An 18,839-nucleotide genomic window follows, 5' to 3' on the forward strand; every position below is an offset into this window, starting at 1 on the left:
TTATTTCTGATCCGAGAACTGGGACTTGTCCCGAATGTCGAACGATGACGTCCTTGTCGTTACCCATCCTCTCGCACCGGCGAGCGAAAACCACGTCCGAGCGCTGCTTGAGATCCTCTCTGCCATCACGTCAGTTGCGCTCGTGACGACGAATCTGTCCGCAGAGTCGTCGATCCGGGACGAACACGAGGTGCTCGAAATTTCGGAGTACGGCGTCGGTGAGTCGATTCCGGTCGCTGCGGCTCGGTTCGTCCGGAATCAGATCCGAATGTGTCGGACCATCGCCAGGCGAGACGAGGGCGTCGTGTTGTTTTTCGGGGCGACGTCGTATCTGTTACCGATCGTCGTCGCCCGATTGCTCGGGCGAACTGTCGTGCTCGAACCGCGCGGAAACGTTCCGCTGACGTTACGCCTCAACTGGGAACAACACGTTCCATCCCCAATCGCTCGAGGTCTGGCCGGTCTGGTGTGGGGACTCGAGCAGTCGGGGTACTGGCTGTCCGATGCAATCGTCACATATACGCCTTCGATGGCCGAGGGACTCGGACTCAAACGATATGAGCACAAACTCTACCCGAACGGGGCACGGTACGTCGACACCGACCGGTTTCATCCATGGACGCCGTTCGAGGACCGAGAAAACGTCGTGGGATTCCTGGGTCGACTCGACGAGGAAAAAAACGTCAGGGCGCTCGCGGCTGCGGCGCGAGAACTGCCTGCAGACGTGACGTTCCGGTTTATCGGGGACGGCGAGTTGCGAGCGGAACTCGAGCGGGAACTGGCCGACGAGGTCGATTCGGGTGCGGTGGAGTTTGCGGGCTGGGTCGACCACGAGGACGTGCCTCGAGAGTTGAACGAACTTCGGCTGTTGGTGTTGCCGTCGCAACCGACCGAGGGCCTGCCGACCGTGATTCTGGAGTCACTGGCCTGTGGAACGCCTGTACTCGCGACACCGGTCTCGGGAGTACCGGACGTCGTACGTGAGGGAGAGACTGGGTTTTTGTTGGACGACGTCGAACCTACGGCGCTCGCGGCGTTGATCGAGGAGATTCTCGAGCGGCCGGATCTCGAAGCGATCAGCGAGGAGGGCCGGGAGTTGGTCGCGACGACGTACAGTCTCGAGGGGGCCGTAAATCGGTACGAGAAGATTTTTCGATCGATAATCTCCGACGAATAGGCGTCCGACACGGGCCAACATTCACTTGCTCGGTAGACGTTGTGCGAAGATGACCTCGAGGTCTGGATGATCGAGACCGCAGGAAACGTCCTCAAGGTCGTCGCCGAGTGTCTCTTCGACGTACTCGCGGACGTCTTCCGGCGGCAGGCCTGCTTCGAGGGCCTCGTCGATCGTTCGGGCAACGTCGTCCCGAAGCGATTGCCACTGTGTGTGACGAACGACGATCCGAACGGGAACCTCCTCGAGGCCGGCGAGGAGCGCGAGCGCGAGTCTATGACGGCCATCTTTGCGAAGCAGCGTTCCGTTTCGACCGATATTGACGGAGATTTCGTGCCGGAGTAGCGTGTGGTCGGTCAGTGAGGGAAATAGCGCACGACCACCGTCTCCAGCATGTTATAACTCCTTCTTCGACGAGTTCCGACTGCAGGCGGTACGTTCCTGCGTTGAATTTCTCGTATAGATCCTCGTACTGTCGGAATTTCTCGTATAATTCCTCGAGGGTGGCATATCGAGGATGTGTCCCGCCACGAATCGATTCAGCGAGTCGCCGGTAGTTCTCCGTCTCCACCCACGGGATCCCTTCACGAAACCGTTGATAGAATCGGTTGTGAGCCGGACTCTCCTCGAGTGGTACGGAATCACGGTCCCAGTCACCCTTAGTCGTCTTGGCTGTCTCTGTAAAGGAGTCGAACGAAGACTCAGTCATCCGCTTTGCGCTACCGGGATCGATCCAGTGAATCCGATAGGGGGTCGATCTGTGCGACTCGGTCCTCGCTTCGGAGTTGTCGGCGAACGTAGTACGTAAACTTGAGATGCTCGTAGGTGTTCCAGAGACGAGTAACCGGCCGTCTGAACCCGGGCAGCTGACCGATTCGTTTCGTCAATAGCCGAACGGATTTCGTGATATCAGTCACCATTCGAGTGGTATCGCAATCTGTCGTTCGCGAACGCAACCGGACGCAATGTTGACCCGTTCGGAGAGTGGTCATCTGCTCTCTTCGAGTCAGTTCGAAGTTACAGTGTCCGAGATTGTTTCGTTTTGATCCACCTACCGTTTACGTTCTTCGGCGCGTGCTCGTCGATACACGTCCTCGAGTTCCGCTACGAGCCAGTCCCACGATCGATCTTCCTGCATCTTCACACGGGCTGTTGTTCCCATCTGCTCACGTTTTACTGGATCAGTTACCAACTCCGTGATGCTGTTCTCGAGCGCCTCTGCATCTCGCATCGGGACGATATACCCCGTCGTCCCGTCGTCGATCACCGTCGGCAATCCACCGCTTTCGGTTGCGACGACGGGCAACCCCCATGCCATCGCTTCGAGAACGACGTTGGGCATCCCTTCGCCCTCGATCGACGGGAGGACGAACACTGCTGCATCACGGTAGAACTCGTCAACCTCGTTGGGAGGGACTTCACCGATGAACGTCACGTCCGCGCTGGTTTCGGCGGCGCGGGCCTCAAGCCGATCACGTTCTGAACCGTCACCGACGACGGTAAGATGCGCGTCTACATCGGCTATCGCGTCGATTAGGTACCCAAGGCCTTTCTTTGGCGCGAGCCGGCCGACGTAGAGGACGCCGTTACCGTCGGCCGTTTTGTCGGGGATCGACACTGCGTTCCCGAGTACGTCAATGTCACAGTCGATATCGTCGAAGTCGGTGCGAACGTCCTCGCGTATTTCCGCGGATTGTGCGAGTACGAGTGTGTCCTCGAGGACGCGACGCATCATCCAGCGTTTCCACCACACATCGTTCATCAGGTAGTAGTCGCCGCCACGGATCCATGCGAAGTACGGTAGGCTAGTGAGTTTGTTAACGACGTATCCGAGAAAGCCGGTCGGATAGATCATCATGCATTGGAGAATATCAAACTCATCGTGTCGACGAAGGAGTGTGTGTAGTGCGAAAATAAGGAATGTGAGATCACTGATGAAGGGGGTGAGTTGCCAATTACGGACTCGGACTACATCGTAAGGAACGTCACTATCAGTATGTTCACCGTAGCGTTTAGTGAAGACCGTGACGTCATGGCCCGCTTTGGATAGTTCTGTGCCCATCCGCTTGGTCTGGGTTTCCATCCCGCCGATGACGTCTGGGGGGAAGGTTTTGAGAATGATGGCTGTCCGCATTACTGACTTAATTTAATTTCTGCAAATAAATCCTTCCGATTATAGATGAGAAAATGAACTGTCTATAGGCATTTATATTTTAATTATACATCAGTCTAAACACTATTCAGCAAATCGATTAATTTGGAACACTGATTTCTTGCGAAAAATGTTCTTGCACGCTCCATCTGTGCATCCGGGTCGTGGTAATCTAATGCACGTCGAATCGCAACTTCCCAGTGATCGATGGACTCCACCTCGTCTACTACTTCTCCGGTTCTTCCGACGACTTCTGGTAATCCCCCTCGGTCGCTGACGACACAGGGAATACCGCTCACCATCGCTTCGGCAGGGATGCGACCGAATGACTCCTCAACGCGGGATGGAACTATTACTAGCTTTGTTTTAGAATATGCGTCCCGCATGTCCTCACACCATCCCCAGTGAGTTACGTTTCCCATCTGCTGCGCCCGCTCTTTGATCGTTGACGACGAGATTGGCCCCACGAGTAGAAATTCCTCGCTTTGAAACACGCTGGCAATATCAAGGAAGATGTCGGCGCCCTTGTATTCCGCACGGGGGTTCACCATTGTGATGTAACCGGTGCTATCGTACTTGACTCTATACTGGTCGGGTTTGATTGGCGGATAGATGATAGTCGAATCAGTATCAAAAAGTTCGTTTATCTTATTTGCTGTAAATTTACTATTGGCTATCGTGTGTGTCGCGTTTTTCGTAGCGTGCTTGTAATCGTGGAAGTTCTTGTGAAGAAATGGGTACTGTATTTGACCTCCAATATCAGTCTGTGATATGTTTTTTACGTGTCCGAAACTGGGAAAGTACTTCTCGTAGCCCGTCAGTGCCATGCTGCGAACAAAGAAAAAAGACGGAACTCCCTTTTTTTCGGCAACTTTGATCGAAACAGGTGCAAGTTCATTCTGCGTAATTAGTATGTCGTGATCTGGACTAATTTCGTCGGAGAGATAACGCTGCCATTGTAACCTCCGAATCACCTGATTCATCCAGGTTAGTTTCGGAATTCCAATCATATCATTTTCATATATTTCATATCCAAATTGAGTTTTTGGAGGATCATCAACGGGCGGTGTTTGATATACATCAACGGAAATATCGAGATGTTCTGCAACCCCATCAAGTAAGGTAAGTAATGATTCCCGCGCTCCCCCTGATTTCGATGTAGCGAACTTGTCGTACGAGACTGCGAGATTTATCATAAGATTTCTTCAACAACTTCATTCAATTTCGAACCCTGTTTCTCCGCAGAGAATTTTTTAGCGCGTTGCATCTGCGCTTCAGGTTCGTGGTCGGTCAATGCCTGCTGGATCGCATCTTTCCATGCATCTATTGACTCGATCTCGTGAACGATCTCTCCAGTATTTCCGACGACCTCCGGTAATCCTCCACGGTTGCTGACAACACATGGGATACCGCTGACCATTGCTTCAGCAGCTACACGTCCAAACGCTTCATTACATTGTGTAGGTACTAAAAGCATTCGTGTTTGTTTATAAAAATTTCTCATATTATCACACCATCCAACGTGTGTTAAATTATCCAAAGAGTTGGCTCGTCTCTCAAGTTCCCGATCGCGGAAGACACCTACAGCAAGAAACTCTTCAGATGGCATATCTTCTACAATATTCATAAATATATCCCCTCCTTTTTCTTTATTCCGTGGATTCACCATGCCTATGTAGCCGTCTTCATCGTTTTCAACCTTGTATTGGTCGAGTTCTATTGGAGGATAAATAATCTCTGAATCGACATTGAAATCGTTTTTCAAGCGTTTTGAAACGTATTCACTGTTTGCAATGACTTCATCTGCCATCTTCATACCTCTCTTATAGGATCTGAAGTTCTCGACGAAAAATGGGTATTGAATTTTGGCTCCGAAATCAGCAGATCTAAAATTTTTAATATGCCCCCTCTCGGGGTTATACATCTCCTGACCGGATGTTTCTAGATTTCGGATAAAGAATAAGGAGGGTATGTCGTACGTGTCCGCAACTTCGACAGCTGGCGTTGCTAATTCGTTCATGCCAATAACTATATCAAAACTACGGTCTAAATTTTCACGCAAGAATTCATGCCACTTTTTTCGTAGACGGCGTTGTGTTAACCAGAGTGCAGTTTGTCCGTTGATTTTGACGTCCTCAACAGTATAGGACCGGTGCTCATGGGTAAGATTGAGCAACTTAATCTTGTCGGCACTACCCTTAAACATAGTAAGTTCAATATCCCTATATTTATTTAATAAATTCAATAACACTGGTTGAGACATACTTTGACCGGTGTAGACTGTGGCGACCTTCATCATTCTATTCTCCTCATCGGGCATTTATAAGTCCAGTTATACCATCACATGGTAAAATATATGCACAACGATTATAAAAACCAGAATGCTTGGTATCGAACACTCTCAGGAATTATCCACAAAAATATTAATTGATCGACTTTTCATTCCGATATTGATTTAAAACAGTTCATGAAAATCGGACAAGCATCCCTCGTTGTTTTCCTCTCTAAACTTCTGGCTTCAGCCCTTGGTTTCATTGGTACACTCTATTTTGCCCGCGAACTTGGCGCAGAAGTCCTCGGTCTGTACGCGTTAGTCATGACAGTTGTCGGTTGGCTGATCCTCGCCGGCGAACTTGGCGTTGGACAAGCAACGACGAAACGTATCAGCGAAGGTGATGAACAGGGTGCCTATCTCTCGGCCGCCCTCGTCTGGGTAGCGGGCTTTGCAATCGTCCTCTCGAGCGCGGTCATCGTCGGTCAGCCCCTCCTCGAGTCCTACATCACCGAATTCGACCAGTACGTCGCACTGTCGGTCGTCTGGTTCGTGGTCGTCATCCTCTTCGTCAAACTATTCTACAAGATGGTGTTCCGGACGCTGAAAGGCGAACGAAAGGTCCACATCGCCGGGCTCCTCGATCCGGTGAAGATCGGCGGACAGAGCCTCTTCCAGATCGGGCTTGTGGTCGCGGGCTACGGCCTATTAGGGATGCTCGTCGGCTACGCGATCGGCGGAATCCTCGTCGGCCTCGTCGGTCTGTACTGGGTCACCGTCCGCCCGGCGCTCCCGAGCAAGCGACACTTCCGGAGCCTCTTCGACTACGCGAAGTTCTCGTGGCTCGGGTCGCTCAAGTCCCGGACGTTCAACGAGGTCGATATTCTCCTGCTTGGCGTCTTCGTCCAGTCGGCGCTGGTCGGCGTCTACGCGATCGCCTGGTCGCTCGCGAAGTTCCTCGAGCTCTTCGGCGGCGCGATCAGTTCGACGATGTTTCCCGAGATCAGCCATACTTCCTCGCAGGAATCGAAGCAAGCGACGGCCGGACTGATCGAGGATTCACTCGCTTTCACAGGTCTGATCGCCATTCCGGGCTTCGTCGGCGGGACGATTCTCGCCGAGCGACTCCTGCGGATCTACGGGCCGGAGTTCGTCCAGGGAGCGGCCGTGCTTGCGCTGCTCATTTTCGCGACGCTTCTGTACTCCTACCAGAAGCAACTGATGAACGGCCTCAACGGCATCGATCGGCCGGATCTGGCGTTCCGCATCAACGCGGTGTTCATCGTCCTCAACGCGGGCCTGAACGTCGTCCTCATTCCGCAGTTCGGAATCGAAGGGGCTGCGTTCGCCAGCGTCGTTTCGGTTACCGTCGCTCTCGCGTTCGCGTACGTGACGCTCAGACAGTTGATCGAGTTCCACACTCCGCTCGGCGAAATCGGCCGTCAGGTGGCCGCCGCCCTCGTTATGGGTGCAGTGGTCTTCGGACTCCTCGAGACCATCGAAACGACCGCGGTCGTCCAGCACAACGTCGCCATCGTTCTGTTTCTTGCCGGTGCCGGTGCTGGGCTCTACTTTCTCGCGCTGTTTGCAATTTCGTCGCAGTTCCGAACGACCGTCGAACGGAATCTCCCCGTTGATATCCCCTTCGTTCTCCGCTGACGAACCTATCGCTCACAAAGTATATATCGCCCCACCAGAACCATTGCAACCATGCAAGCAGTCGTGCTGGCCGCGGGCAAGGGCACTCGCCTCCGGCCACTCACCGAAGAGAAGCCGAAAGTCCTCGTCGAAGTCGACGGCACACCCCTCATCGAGGACGTCTTCGACAACCTCCTCGAGATCGGCGTCACCGAACTCGTCGTGGTCGTCGGCTACAGGAAGGAGAAGATCATCGAGCGCTACGGCGACGAGTACGAGGGCGTCCCGATCACCTATGCCCACCAGCGCGAGCAGCTGGGCCTTGCCCACGCGATCTTGCAGGCCGAACCACACATCGACGACGAGTTCGTGTTGATGCTCGGTGACAACATCTTCCGGGGGAACCTCGGCGACGTAATTAATCGCCAGCAGGAAGATCGTGCCGACGCTGCCTTCCTCGTCGAAGAAGTACCCTACGAGGAGGCTTCTCGCTACGGCGTGCTCGACACGAACGAGTACGGCGAGATCGTCGAGGTGGTTGAGAAACCGGACGATCCGCCGTCGAATCTCGTCATGACCGGCTTCTACACCTTTACCCCTGCCATTTTCCACGCCTGCCATCTCGTCCAGCCCAGCGACCGCGGCGAGTACGAACTGCCCGACGCGATCGATCTGCTGATTCAGTCGGGCCGAACCATCGACGCGATCCGAATGGACGGCTGGCGCATCGACGTCGGCTACCCCGAGGATCGAGAGACTGCAGAGGCGCGGATTCGAAACGAGCAGGAAGCAGCGCCCGAACAGTAGCCGTCTCGAGTCACGTCGTTAGTTGTCGACTCCGCGACCGAGCGCCGACTCGAGTCACGTCGTTAGTTGTCGACTCCGCGACCGAGCGCCGACTCGAGTCACGTCGTTAGTTGTCGACTCCGCGACCGAGCGCCGACTCGAGGTCGACTCACCAAACCCGGCTACCAGGGCTCGTTTTTCAGGCCGAGTTTGTAGGCGATCATGTTCGTCGTGACGTGGAGAAGCGGCGTCACGATCACGACGACGGCGATAACCTCCCACGTGAACACGTCGACGAACCACTCACTCGCCAGCAGCGCCGTCAGGGGCAAGGAGACGACGACGAAATCGAGCTGATCGAGCCCGGGGAACATCGCGCCGCGCTGGCGGCCCGACCGGCGTTTCAGAAACGAGGCGAGGATGTCGCCGAGCATGGCCCCGGCAGCCAGTCCCAGTGCGGCAAGCGGCGTGAACTCGGGGACATCGACACCGGTGGCTGCGCTGACATCGGCCGCGAACAGCGTGAGAAAGCCGGCAAGCGCGAGCCCAGCGACGATCCCCGCAGCAGTGCCACGCCACGTCTTTCCGTCGCCAAGAACACGTTTGTCACCCCACGTCCGACCGCCGTCGATCGGCCGCCCGCCGCCGGCCAACACTGCGGCGTTGTTCGGAACGTAGGCGGGCAACATCGCCCAGAACGCGATCACAATCGTCTCGAGGAGTGTCATATCCGGCCGAACGAACCGGTGTGTCTTAATCGGCGGTGGTTCGCAGACGAGCGAGCCGACGTGTTCGATCAGCAGCCCACGAACCAGCGCCCTCGAGTCAAGCTAGTTGGTAGCTTGAGGACACCAGAATCGTAAACAATATCTGTAATAGACATACACGAAAAACTTTTAGCGCTGCTGATCGATTCCCTTTGTAGAGGCCCTGTTACCGTGTCACGAAATGTTTTCGACGAAGCCGAGTACGAACGGCGGGTCGAGCGGACGAAAGAACGGTTGCGCGAGGAGGATCTCGACGCGATCGTCGTCTCCGATCCGGCCAATATGAACTACCTCACCGGCTATGACGGCTGGTCGTTTTATGTCCACCAGGCCGTCGTCGTCACGCCGGACCACGAAGAGCCGGTCTGGGTCGGCCGCGAGATGGACAGGGGCGGCGCGCGGGCGACAACCACTCTGTCAGAATCGAACATCCTCACCTACAGCGACGATCACGTCCACTCGCCACACGACCTCCATCCGATGGACTACATCGCGGGCGTGCTCGAGGATCTCGAGGTCGCGGACGGCCGGATCGGCCTCGAGATGGACGCGGCCTACTTCACCGCGAAGTCCTACACGCGTCTGCAACAGAACCTGCCCGACGCCGAGTTCGAAGACGCCACGCTGCTGGTCGGCTGGGTACGGATCAAAAAGTCGGAGCAGGAACTCGAGTACATGCGCGAGGCAGCCCGCATTTCGGAAACCGCCATGCAGGCGGGCCTCGACGCGATCGAGGAAGGCGTCCCGGAGTACGAGGCCGCGGCGGCGATCTACGAGGCGCTGATTACCGGCACCGAAGCGTACGGCGGCGACTACCCCTCGATCGTCCCGTTGATGCCTTCTGGCGACCACACCGGTACCCCACACCTCACGTGGACTGACCGTCCGTTCGAAGACGGCGACCCGGTTATCATCGAACTTTCGGGCTGTCGCCACCGGTATCACTCTCCACTTGCGCGCACGACGTTCGTCGGTGATCCACCCGCAGAACTCGAGGAAACCGCCGAGATCGTCGTCGAAGGGATCGAGGCGGCCCTCGATGTCGTCGAACCGGGCGTGACCTGCGAGGCCGTCGAGAAGGCCTGGCGCGAGACGATCGCCCAGTACGGCCTCGAGAAGGAGGATCGGATCGGCTACTCGATGGGACTGGGCTACCCGCCGGACTGGGGCGAACACACCGCGAGCATCCGGCCGGGCGACGAGACGGTCCTCGAGGAGAACATGACCTTCCATATGATCCCCGGTATCTGGACGGACGAAATCGGCATGGAGATCAGCGAGACGTTCCGCGTCACTAACAGCGGAGCCGAGACACTGGCTGAGTTCCCGCGAGAGCTGTTTACGACCTAATACGCTCGACAATGGCGACGACACCACCTCAACACGAGACGGAGACGGACGACCTCGATTCGGCGCTCGTCACCGCCCGCCGCCAACTCGAGCGAGCGGCGGCCCACATCGACGTCGATCCGGGCGTGATCGAGCGACTGAAACACCCAACCAAGGTCCAGCAGGTCTCGGTCCCGCTCGAGCGCGATGACGGGAGCGTCGAAGTCTTCACCGGCTACCGCGCCCAGCACGACGACGTCCGCGGCCCGTACAAGGGTGGGCTCCGGTACCACCCCGAGGTAACCGCCGCGGAGTGTACCGGGCTGTCGATGTGGATGACCTGGAAATGCGCCGTGATGGATCTCCCCTTCGGCGGCGGAAAAGGTGGTATCGCCGTCGATCCCAAATCACTGAGCAGCGACGAGACCGAACGGCTCACGCGCCGGTTCGCCGAGGAACTGCGCGACGTCGTCGGTCCGACGAAAGACGTCCCCGCACCCGACATGGGGACCGACGCGCAGACAATGGCCTGGTTCATGGACGCCTACTCGATGCAACAGGGTGAGACCGTTCCCGGCGTCGTCACCGGCAAGCCGCCCGTCATCGGCGGCTCCTACGGCCGCGAGGAGGCACCCGGTCGCTCGACTGCGATCATCACGCGCGAGGTCATCGAGTACGACGGCCGCGACCTCTCGGAGACGACCGTCGCCGTCCAGGGCTTCGGCAGCGTCGGTGCCAATGCCGCCCGACTGCTCGAGGACTGGGGCGCGACGATCGTCGCCGTCAGCGACGTCAACGGCGCGATTTACGACCCCGACGGCCTCTCGACGCATGACGTTCCAACTCACGAGGAAGAACCTGAAGCCGTCCTCGAGCAGGACGCCCCCGAAACGATCTCCAACGAGGACGTCCTCGAACTCGATGTCGACGTGTTGATCCCGGCCGCCGTCGGCAACGTCATTACCGCGGACAACGCGGACGCCATCGCGGCCGACATCGTCGTCGAGGGAGCAAACGGTCCCACGACGTTCGCTGCCGACGCGATCTTAGCGGAGCGCGACGTACAGGTAATTCCGGACATTCTCGCCAACGCCGGCGGGGTGACCGTGAGCTACTTCGAGTGGCTTCAGGACATCAATCGCCGCCAGTGGAGTCTCGAGCGCGTCAATGACGAACTCGAGGAACACATGCTCGAGGCCTGGAACGACGTCCGTGCGGAGGTCGAAGCAAAAGACCTCACCTGGCGCGACGCCGCCTACGTCGTGGCGCTCTCCCGAATCGCCGAGGCGAAGGCGACGCGCGGGCTCTGGCCGTAGCCGGCCACGACTCGGTTTCGTTCGCGTATCCGAGTCGGGTCCACGACGAGACACTCGAGTCCCAACGTGATCGAAAAACCGGGCCGTTACGTCCCCGACAGCGCTTCGGCGACCTTCTCGATCGGATGCGGTGGATCGTCACAGCCGTCGTACTCCGAGAGCTGGGTGCGACAGGAGGCCCCGGGCGCGACGACGGTTTCGCCGTCGCTTGTGTCGACCTGGTTGAACAGGATTTCGCCGATCTTCCGACTGAGCGAGTAGTGTTCGGCCTCGTAGCCAAAGGAGCCAGCCATCCCACAACAGCCCGAATCCAGCGCGTCGACCTCGTAGCCGACCGTCTCGAGCACCGTCGCCGCGTGGCCGTCCTTTTTTGTCGCCTTCTGGTGGCAGTGACCGTGGTAGGTCAGCCGCTCGCCGGGCGCTGCGGTCGGCAGTTTCGTTGCGAGATCGAACCGCTCGAGATACTCCATGACACCGTAGGTGTTCACGGCGACGCGTTCGACGTCACGGCCGGTGAGCAGATCCAGGTAGTCGGACTGAAACATCACCGCGTCGGAGGGCTCGACGAGGACGACCTCCCAGCCGTCTTCGACGGCAGGAGCCAGCGCGTCGACGTTCGTCCGCGCTCGCTCGCGCGAGACGTCGAGAAAGCCTTTCGAGTGGGCCGGACGGCCAGTCGATCCGACATTCTCGGGAATCCGAACGTGGACACCCGCCGTCTCGAGGACCTGTACGGCTGCCTTCCCCGCCCGCGGATGGTTGTAGTTGGTGTACGTATCGGGGACGAGCATGACCGTTCGGTCGGCCTCCTCGAGCGAGATCCGCGGCCCACGGCTCTCGAACCAGTCCTCGAAGCTCTGGCTCGCGAACGTCGGCAGGTCGCGCTCGCGGGCGATGCCGACCGTCTTTTCCGCAACGGTTCCAGCGCCGGGCAGCGATGTCGCCCAGTTCGACACGGGGGCGAGTGCGGAGCCGACGGCGTTCAGTCGGTCGATGTTCGCGAACAGCTTCGAACGGAGGCTCGCGCCGTTTTGCTGGTGATTTGCGTGTTCGACTTCGGCTTTGAGTTTGGCCATATCGACCTCGCTCGGACAGTCCCGCGCACAGCCCTTACAGCCGATACAGAGGTCCATCACCTCCGCCAAGAACTCCTCGTCGGTCGCGTCGGTCTCGAGTTCGCCGTTCATCGCGCTTCGAAGCATGTTCGCCCGGCCGCGGGTGCTGAGACTCTCCTCTTCGGCGGCCCGGTAGGTCGGACACATCACGCCGCCGGTGGTTTCCTGGTCGCCGCGACAGCCAGCACAGCCGTGGCAGAGTTCGACCATGCCCTGCATGCCGTTGTCGATGTCCCACTCGAGGGCGGGCTCGAAGCCAGCCTCGAACTCGTAGTCGGGGGAGAACCGCAAGTGCTCGGTCATGTCGTGGTCGCCACACACGTTACCCGGGTTGAGCAGCCAGTCGGGGTCGAACGCCGTCTTCAGCTCCCGGAAGAGGTTCCAGACGTCCTCGCCGTACAGTTTGCGGTTCCACTGGGTTCTGGCGCGGCCGTCGCCGTGTTCGCCCGAGACGCTGCCGCCGTACTCGACGACGAGGTCAGTGACGGCGTCGGAAATCGCCTCGAACTGATTGAGACCGGCCGGGCTCTTGGTGTCGACCAGCGGTCGCATATGCATACAGCCCGGTCCCGCGTGTGCGTAGAAGCTCGCAAAGGTGTCGTTGTCCTTGAGCACCTGTTGAAAGTCCGCCACGTACTCCGCGAGGTTCTCCGTCGGGACGGCCGTATCCTCAATGAAGGAGATGTGTTTCGCGTCGGAGGTTCGCGAGAGCAAGATTGGCGCGGCGCTCTTGCGGAGCTTCCAGAGTTCGGCGATTCCCTCCGGGTCGTGGGCCTCGAGGGCGTCGAACGCGCGGACGGGATCAGTGTCAGCCTCGCTCGCGGCGTCCGTCGCCACGTTCGCACCCCCATCGGCGGTCGGGTCCGGGACCGTCTCGTCGGGGAGTCGATCGGCCAGCAGGTCGGCGACCTGTTCGCGGCCGTCGTCGTCGCTGTCGGCGTAGAACTCGACGAGCAGCGCGGTTTCAGTCCCTGAAGAGAGTCTGTCGACCAGGTCGGCGAACTCTTCGGTATCGCGGGCGAGCTCGAGCAAGACGTCGTCGATCGCCTCGATCGCCGCCGGGTCGTGGTTGCGGACGATGGTGTCGACGTCGGCCATCGCTGGGAGCTGCTTGCGGTAGGTCAACAGCGCGACAGACGTCGTCTCGGGGACGGGCTCGAGCGAGACCGTGGCTGCCGTCACGACACCGAGAGTTCCCTCACTGCCAGCGAAGACGCGAGCGAGGTTGACCGTCGCGTCGGGGTCGGGCTCGCCGTCGATCGCAACGGTTTCCTCGGTGTTCTCGTCGAACGCCGCCGGCTCGCCGTAGGCCTCCGCGACCAGCCGATCGAGGTTGTAGCCCGAGACGTTGCGTTTCAGCTGTGGGAAGACGTCTCGGATCGCGTCGGCTTCCTCGTCGATGACGCGGCGTAGGGCCTCGTGAATTCGCTCGAGCAGGCTTCCGTCGGGATTGGCTCGCTCGCGCAGTTCGGCGACCGTCACCTCGCCGAAGCGCTCGACGGAGCCGTCGGCGAGGACGACCTCGCAGGCCTCGACGTAGGCGTCGGTCTTGCCATACTGTAGCGAGTGGGCCCCCGTCGAGTTGTTCCCGATCGCGCCGCCGATCGTGCTTCGATTTCCGGCGGCGGGGTCCGGTGCGAACTTCAGGCCGTGGGACGCGAGTTCGTTGTTGAGGTCGGCGAGCACCGCCCCCGCCTGCACCGTCGCTCGTCGCTCGTCGGGGTTGATCTCGCGTACCTCGCCCATGTGCGCAGAGAGATCGAGGACGACGGCTTCGTTGACCGCCTGTCCGGCGAGGCTGGTGCCGCCGCCTCGTGGGAGCACCGGAACCCCGTTGTCGGCGCAGTAGGTGACGACGCTCGCGATATCCGCCGCCGACTCCGGCAGGACGACGCCGACGGGCGTCATCTCGTAGGCGCTCGCGTCGGTCGCGTACAGTCGACGGCTGTACTCGTCGAAGCGGACCTCGCCGTCGATTCGCTCGCGCAGTGCCGAGACGAGGTCGGGACGATCGATGTCGCCACCGACGTAGTCGTAGTCGGCTCGCGGGTCCGCTGCAGGGTCACCCGCCCGCGGGTCCGACGGCGGTCCGAGCTCGGTCTCGTCCGGCGTCGACGTCTGGTCGCTGTGGTCAGTCGTCGAACGCGAGTTATCGGTTGCCATCGAACTCAATTCGATCCCGGCTGATAGACGACGTTCGCGAAGTCACCGTCGCCCTCGAGCGCGCTCACGTTGGTGGCGACGATGTCGGCGAGTCGATCCCAGTGTTTCGGCGTGTGACCGCCCGTGTGGGGCGTGATGAGGCAGTTCTCGAGGTCCCAGAGCTCGTGATCGTTCGGCAGCGGCTCGGGGTCGGTGACGTCGAGGGCAGCCCCGCGGATGCCGTTGAACTGCAGCGCCGAAACGAGCGCGTCGGTATCGATGATGCCGCCGCGGGCCGCGTTGACGATCACGGCGTTCGGCGGCAGCGTCGCCAGCGCGTCCTCGTCGACGAGGTTGCGGGTCAGGTCGTTGAGTGGACAGGCGAGGACGACATACTCACTGCGCGAAAAGGCTTCGTGGATGTCTTCGTCCTCGAAGCCGAGCACTTCCTCGGTCGGGCCACCTTTCGAGGGCGTGTACCGGATGCCGATCGTCTCGACGTCGAACCCCTCGAGGCGTTTGACGATTTCCTGACCGATCGAACCGAGGCCGACGACCGTGACGGTGCTGTCGGTGAACTCGTGGGACTGGAAGTGACGCCACTCGCCGTTTTGCTTGCGTCGCCACCCCTCGTGGAGGTTCCGTGCGAAAACGAGCATGTTCGCGATCGACTGCTCGGCGATGCCGGGCGCGTGGATCCCGCCCGCGTTCGTCACGGCGACGCCGTGGTCGGACAGCGCGTCCATCGGGACGTGGTCGGTCCCGGCGAACGTACAGGCGAACAACTCGAGTCGGTCGGCTTCCTCGAGGAGGTCCTCCTCGATGGTGATGCCGGTCACGATCTTCGCCTGCGGAACGAGTTCGCGCTCTTCGTTGGGCGTCCGCGCGAGCGCGACGGTGTGGTCGGGCAACCGTTCACGCAGCCGTTCGGCGTAGGATTCCATCGACAGTCCTTCGGTCCCCTCTCTCAGAACGACGATATCTGGATTCGTGCTCATAGTGGTATGTGTGGGCGCAACGGCGGTTTGGTCCCACCGAAACGCAGCTCTACCCTACGATTGTCATCCTCTCTCTTATCCTTTTTGTGTATCCATCGTAAACACTGATTGTGTACAATTAAGTCAGTGGGGCGCGTCAGTGACTCGCATGAACGAACCGATCCGGGACCGCCTCGTGACGCTCCGACGGAGCCTGCACCGCCACCCCGAGCCGGCGTGGCGAGAGTTCGCCACGACAGCCCGACTCGTCGAGGAGATTCGGGCTATCGGCGTCGACGAACTCGCCGTCGGCCCGGACGCCTACGACCCCGCCGACCGGATGGCCGTCCCCGACGCTGACCTCGAGCCCTGGGTCGAACGCGCCCGCGAGCGCGGCGTCGACGACGCCCTGCTCGAGCGAATGACCGGCGGCAACACCGGCGCAGTCGCCGTGCTCGAGCGCGGCGAGGGGCCGGCGATCGGGCTGCGCGTCGACATCGACGGGCTGTTCATCGAGGAGTCGGACGCCGACGGCCACGACCCCGCAACCGAAGGCTTTCGCTCGGAGATCGACGGCACGATGCACGCTTGCGGCCACGACGCCCACATGACGTGGGGGCTGGCCGTCCTCGAGGCGATCAAACAGAGCGACTTTTCGGGACGGCTGGTCGTCTTCTTCCAGCCCGCAGAGGAGACCGGCGGCGGCGGCTGCCCGATGGCCAAAAGCGAGTTCGCCGACGATCTGGACTACCTGCTCGCGATCCACGTCGGCCTCGATCACCCGACGGGCGAGGTGGTCGCCGGGATCGAAAAGCCACTGGCGATGTGCCACGTCGACGCGACGATCGAGGGCACCTCCGCCCACGCGGGCAAGGCTCCCAACGAAGGCGACAACGCCATGCACGCGATGGGGGCAGCGATCGAGAACGCCTACGGCATCCCGCGCCACGCCGACGGGATGACCCGCGTCAACATCGGCTACGCGGAAGCAGGCTCGGCGAGCAACGTCATCGCCGAACGCGCCCACATGGAGGCCGAAGCCCGCGGCGAGACGACCGAGCTGATGGAGTACATGAAAGACCGCCTCGAGCGCACGGTCAAATCCGCGGCCAGAATGCACGGCTGTCGGGCCGACGTCGAGGTCGTCAGCGAGTCGCCGCGCGCCGACAGCGACCCCGAACTGCAGGCACTCGTCAGCGGGGTTGCAAGCGAGGTCGACGGCATCGACCACGTGCTGCCGGCCGCCGACTTCGGCGCGAGCGAAGACGCAACCTTCCTGATGGAGCGCGTCCAGCGAGATGGTGGCCTCGCGACGTACATGATTGTCGGCACCGACCACCCGACGAGCCACCACACGCCGACGTTCGACGTCGACGAGGACAGCCTCGCCCACGGCGTCGACGTCTTAGTCGAGACGATTCGGACACTCGAGCACCAGCATCCGGTGGCACGGAACGAGGGTGAGAGATGAACGAGGTCGAAGAGATGAATGGCCCGCTCGTCACCGTCGACGACGTCGAGGCCGCCCGCGAGCGCATCGCCGACGTCGTCCACCGCACGCCGCTTGACACCTCGCGGACGTTCGCCGAGCTGAGCGGGGCCGACGCCGTCGGCCTCAAACTCGAGAACGTCCAGCGGACGGGCTCGTTCAAGATCCGCGGCGCGTACAATCGGATGGCCAAGCTCACCCCCGAGGAACGCGAGGCGGGCGTCATCGCCTCGAGTGCGGGCAACCACGCCCAGGGTGTGGCGCTGGCCGGCCAACTGCTCGACATCGAGACGACCATCGTCGTGCCCGCGGTCACGCCCGCGGCGAAGATCGAGGCCACACGGGGCTATGGGGCCGAGGTCGTCGTCGAGGGCGAGATCTACGAACGCTCCTACGAGTACGCCCTCGAGCGCGCTGCTGAAACCGGCGAGACGTTCGTCCACCCCTTCGACGACGAAGCGATCATCGCCGGACAGGGGACGGTCGGCCTCGAGATACTCGAGCAGTATCCCGACCTCGACACCGTCCTCGTCGCCATCGGTGGCGGCGGCCTCATCTCGGGGATCGGGACCGTACTGCAGGCACACGACCCGGATATTCGCGTGATCGGGGTCCAGCCCGACGGGGCTGCCCACGCGAAGCCGTCGCTCGAGGGCGACGAAATTCACGAACTCGCGGACGTCGACACCGTCGCCGAGGGGATCGCCGACACCCGCATGCTCACCAAGACGTACACCGTCGCCAGCGACGTTGTCGACGACGTGGTCAGCGTCAGCGATACGGAAATCGCGACCGCGGTGACGCTGCTGGCCGAGCGCGCGAAAACCGTCGCCGAAAGCGCTGGAGCAGCACCCTTGGCGGCTGCCTTTTCGGACGAGCTGGATCTCGAGGGTGAGAACGTCGTCGTCGTCATCTCGGGCGGGAACGTCAACCTCACCGAACACGCCGAACTGACCCGAACCGGCCTCCACGACCTCGAGCGCTACGTCGACGCCCGACTGGCCGTTTCGGGCTGGCCGACGACCGTCGGCGACGTGGTCGACACCGTCGAATCACAGCGGGCGGAACTGGACGGTCTCGAGCGCACGCGTCGAACCGCAGGCGATCATCCGAACCGAACCCCCGTGACCGTCGGCCTCGAGGGCAGTGGCCCCGAGCATCTTTGTGGGGTGCTCGAGGCACTAGACGGGCTCGAGGACGTGTCGGTGGTCGAGCACTCGCTCGAGTGAAGCGTTCCACACCGACCCGGGGTCGTCGTGCGATCGACTGTACACTGATGGTCAGTAGCTACTATAGTTTCCGCCGCCTACTTCGCTACCAGTACAATCTCGATGATCGAGCTATACAGACTCCGTGGCTGTCCGTACTGTCGAACGGTCGAACAGAAACTCGACGAACTCGAGTTAGAATACAAGAGTCACAACGTCTCTCTGTTTCGCTTTCGCCGTTCGGCTGTCAAAGCCGTGAGCGGCCAATCAGGCGTCCCAGTGCTCGTCGACCCCGAACACGATGTCTCAGGGATGGTCGAGAGCGAGGATATCGTCGCGTATCTCGAGCAAACGTACGGCTGATAACGGTCCAGACGAGTCGTCTCACTGACCGATAGCCACTAGTGGCGGGCCCAGCCTGAACTGATGGGTGAAATCGATGGCTGTCACCCGATTTCACTCATCAGTCGACGC

15 protein-coding genes are annotated in these 18,839 nt (G+C 60.2%); 9 read left to right on the forward strand and 6 right to left on the reverse strand.

Going from position 1 to position 18,839, the window contains the following annotated elements; genetic code table 11:
• Positions 1–34: 34 nt before the first annotated feature.
• Both BW940_RS02000 and BW940_RS02005 read left to right on the forward strand, forming a co-directional pair.
• A complete protein-coding gene (locus BW940_RS02000; protein ID WP_076607499.1) occupies positions 35–1,177 on the forward strand; it encodes a glycosyltransferase family 4 protein in 1,143 nt (380 codons plus the stop codon).
• 66 nt (positions 1,178–1,243) lie between these two features.
• The gene (locus BW940_RS02005; RefSeq protein WP_076607500.1) at positions 1,244–1,519 is read left to right on the forward strand and encodes a hypothetical protein; all 276 of its coding nucleotides are present in this window, start codon (positions 1,244–1,246) and stop codon (positions 1,517–1,519) included.
• A 706-nt stretch (positions 1,520–2,225) separates the two neighbouring features.
• On the opposite strand, the gene BW940_RS02015 is transcribed toward BW940_RS02005, so the two are convergent.
• From BW940_RS02015 to BW940_RS02025, 3 genes are all read right to left on the reverse strand, one after another.
• A complete protein-coding gene (locus tag BW940_RS02015) occupies positions 2,226–3,308 on the reverse strand; it encodes a glycosyltransferase family 4 protein (RefSeq protein WP_076607502.1) in 1,083 nt (360 codons plus the stop codon).
• Positions 3,309–3,403: 95 nt separating this feature from the next.
• Complete coding sequence (locus tag BW940_RS02020) at positions 3,404–4,522, reverse strand: glycosyltransferase (protein ID WP_076607503.1); 1,119 nt, start codon at positions 4,520–4,522, stop codon at positions 3,404–3,406.
• Complete coding sequence (locus BW940_RS02025; RefSeq protein ID WP_084776708.1) at positions 4,519–5,646, reverse strand: glycosyltransferase family 4 protein; 1,128 nt, start codon at positions 5,644–5,646, stop codon at positions 4,519–4,521. The genes BW940_RS02020 and BW940_RS02025 overlap by 4 nt, the downstream gene beginning before the upstream one ends.
• Positions 5,647–5,793: 147 nt before the next feature.
• On the opposite strand from BW940_RS02025, the gene BW940_RS02030 reads away from it, so the two are divergent.
• Entirely contained in the window at positions 5,794–7,257 is a 1,464-nt protein-coding gene (locus tag BW940_RS02030) for a flippase (protein ID WP_076607505.1), read from the forward strand.
• Between the two features lie 51 nt (positions 7,258–7,308).
• On the forward strand, positions 7,309–8,043 hold the full coding sequence (gene aglF / locus BW940_RS02035) for a UTP--glucose-1-phosphate uridylyltransferase AglF (protein ID WP_076607506.1): 735 nt from the start codon (positions 7,309–7,311) through the stop codon (positions 8,041–8,043).
• A gap of 161 nt (positions 8,044–8,204) precedes the next feature.
• Here aglF and BW940_RS02040 read toward each other — a convergent pair whose 3' ends face one another.
• Positions 8,205–8,750 (reverse strand): CDP-2,3-bis-(O-geranylgeranyl)-sn-glycerol synthase, encoded by a 546-nt coding sequence (locus tag BW940_RS02040; protein WP_076607507.1) that lies wholly within the window; start codon positions 8,748–8,750, stop codon positions 8,205–8,207.
• A gap of 210 nt (positions 8,751–8,960) precedes the next feature.
• Here BW940_RS02040 and BW940_RS02045 point away from each other — a divergent pair, with 210 nt between their 5' ends.
• Positions 8,961–10,139, forward strand: a complete 1,179-nt coding sequence (locus tag BW940_RS02045; RefSeq protein WP_076607508.1) for a M24 family metallopeptidase — start codon at positions 8,961–8,963, stop codon at positions 10,137–10,139.
• Between the two features lie 11 nt (positions 10,140–10,150).
• Complete coding sequence (gdhB, locus tag BW940_RS02050) at positions 10,151–11,434, forward strand: glutamate dehydrogenase GdhB (protein ID WP_076607509.1); 1,284 nt, start codon at positions 10,151–10,153, stop codon at positions 11,432–11,434.
• A gap of 86 nt (positions 11,435–11,520) precedes the next feature.
• On the opposite strand, the gene BW940_RS02055 is transcribed toward gdhB, so the two are convergent.
• Both BW940_RS02055 and BW940_RS02060 read right to left on the reverse strand, forming a co-directional pair.
• The gene (locus BW940_RS02055) at positions 11,521–14,712 is read right to left on the reverse strand and encodes an FAD-binding and (Fe-S)-binding domain-containing protein (RefSeq protein ID WP_076607510.1); all 3,192 of its coding nucleotides are present in this window, start codon (positions 14,710–14,712) and stop codon (positions 11,521–11,523) included.
• A gap of 5 nt (positions 14,713–14,717) precedes the next feature.
• Positions 14,718–15,689, reverse strand: a complete 972-nt coding sequence (locus tag BW940_RS02060) for an NAD(P)-dependent oxidoreductase (protein ID WP_076607511.1) — start codon at positions 15,687–15,689, stop codon at positions 14,718–14,720.
• Between the two features lie 148 nt (positions 15,690–15,837).
• Between BW940_RS02060 and BW940_RS02065 the strand changes: the two genes are divergently transcribed.
• The 3 genes from BW940_RS02065 to BW940_RS02075 all read left to right on the forward strand — a co-directional run bounded on the left by BW940_RS02065 (position 15,838) and on the right by BW940_RS02075 (position 18,728).
• Positions 15,838–17,139, forward strand: a complete 1,302-nt coding sequence (locus BW940_RS02065; RefSeq protein ID WP_076607512.1) for an amidohydrolase — start codon at positions 15,838–15,840, stop codon at positions 17,137–17,139.
• Positions 17,136–18,386 carry a threonine ammonia-lyase gene (gene ilvA / locus BW940_RS02070; RefSeq protein WP_076607513.1) on the forward strand — a complete coding sequence of 417 codons (1,251 nt, stop codon included), beginning with the start codon at positions 17,136–17,138 and terminating at the stop codon, positions 18,384–18,386. The genes BW940_RS02065 and ilvA overlap by 4 nt, the downstream gene beginning before the upstream one ends.
• A gap of 102 nt (positions 18,387–18,488) precedes the next feature.
• Positions 18,489–18,728, forward strand: a complete 240-nt coding sequence (locus tag BW940_RS02075) for a glutathione S-transferase N-terminal domain-containing protein (RefSeq protein WP_084776709.1) — start codon at positions 18,489–18,491, stop codon at positions 18,726–18,728.
• Positions 18,729–18,839 lie beyond the last annotated feature (111 nt).

It is taken from the genome of Natronorubrum thiooxidans (assembly GCF_900156475.1).
Taxonomy (GTDB): domain Archaea; phylum Halobacteriota; class Halobacteria; order Halobacteriales; family Natrialbaceae; genus Natronorubrum; species Natronorubrum thiooxidans.

What these genes read in the sequence shown, in the direction of transcription:
- BW940_RS02020 (WP_076607503.1), bottom strand. Translation starts at nt 4,522, where the DNA reads ATGATAAATCTCGCAGTCTCGTACGACAAGTTCGCTACATCGAAATCA.
- gdhB (WP_076607509.1), top strand. Translation starts at nt 10,151, where the DNA reads ATGGCGACGACACCACCTCAACACGAGACGGAGACGGACGACCTCGAT.
- BW940_RS02000 (WP_076607499.1), top strand. Translation starts at nt 35, where the DNA reads ATGTCGAACGATGACGTCCTTGTCGTTACCCATCCTCTCGCACCGGCG.
- BW940_RS02030 (WP_076607505.1), top strand. Translation starts at nt 5,794, where the DNA reads ATGAAAATCGGACAAGCATCCCTCGTTGTTTTCCTCTCTAAACTTCTG.
- BW940_RS02055 (WP_076607510.1), bottom strand. Translation starts at nt 14,712, where the DNA reads ATGGCAACCGATAACTCGCGTTCGACGACTGACCACAGCGACCAGACG.
- BW940_RS02015 (WP_076607502.1), bottom strand. Translation starts at nt 3,308, where the DNA reads ATGCGGACAGCCATCATTCTCAAAACCTTCCCCCCAGACGTCATCGGC.
- BW940_RS02040 (WP_076607507.1), bottom strand. Translation starts at nt 8,750, where the DNA reads ATGACACTCCTCGAGACGATTGTGATCGCGTTCTGGGCGATGTTGCCC.
- aglF (WP_076607506.1), top strand. Translation starts at nt 7,309, where the DNA reads ATGCAAGCAGTCGTGCTGGCCGCGGGCAAGGGCACTCGCCTCCGGCCA.
- ilvA (WP_076607513.1), top strand. Translation starts at nt 17,136, where the DNA reads ATGAACGAGGTCGAAGAGATGAATGGCCCGCTCGTCACCGTCGACGAC.
- BW940_RS02005 (WP_076607500.1), top strand. Translation starts at nt 1,244, where the DNA reads ATGATCGAGACCGCAGGAAACGTCCTCAAGGTCGTCGCCGAGTGTCTC.
- BW940_RS02075 (WP_084776709.1), top strand. Translation starts at nt 18,489, where the DNA reads ATGATCGAGCTATACAGACTCCGTGGCTGTCCGTACTGTCGAACGGTC.
- BW940_RS02060 (WP_076607511.1), bottom strand. Translation starts at nt 15,689, where the DNA reads ATGAGCACGAATCCAGATATCGTCGTTCTGAGAGAGGGGACCGAAGGA.
- BW940_RS02025 (WP_084776708.1), bottom strand. Translation starts at nt 5,646, where the DNA reads ATGCCCGATGAGGAGAATAGAATGATGAAGGTCGCCACAGTCTACACC.
- BW940_RS02065 (WP_076607512.1), top strand. Translation starts at nt 15,838, where the DNA reads ATGAACGAACCGATCCGGGACCGCCTCGTGACGCTCCGACGGAGCCTG.